We start from the raw sequence: 244 nt of genomic DNA on the forward strand, positions 1-244 counted from the left end.
TTCGCCGAGATCAGCGCGAAGTCCGATGCCATCTCCATACTCATTCCGGGGTTGTGGTTTTTCACGTCGTGCACCAGCTCCAGGCCCGATTCGCCGTTGTTCAAGGATGAGCACACAGCTCTGCCGGCCGCGATGGCAGCACTTTCGCTGGAAAAGGTGAAGCCGGCTTGGCGCAGCGTAGCCAGGAAGGCCCCGTCGTCACCGTCGGGGTCGGGCACTGGTTCGGCGTACGCCGGCGCCGCGA

General features: G+C 63.9%; 1 protein-coding gene. It reads right to left on the reverse strand.

The genetic code is table 11. The features are described 5' to 3' along the window. Positions 1–244 (reverse strand): DUF732 domain-containing protein (locus AC5Y5O_RS32340; protein ID WP_500028787.1); only part of this gene is annotated, 244 nt, incomplete at both ends.

It is taken from the genome of Mycobacterium sp. NGS40 (genome assembly GCF_059812735.1).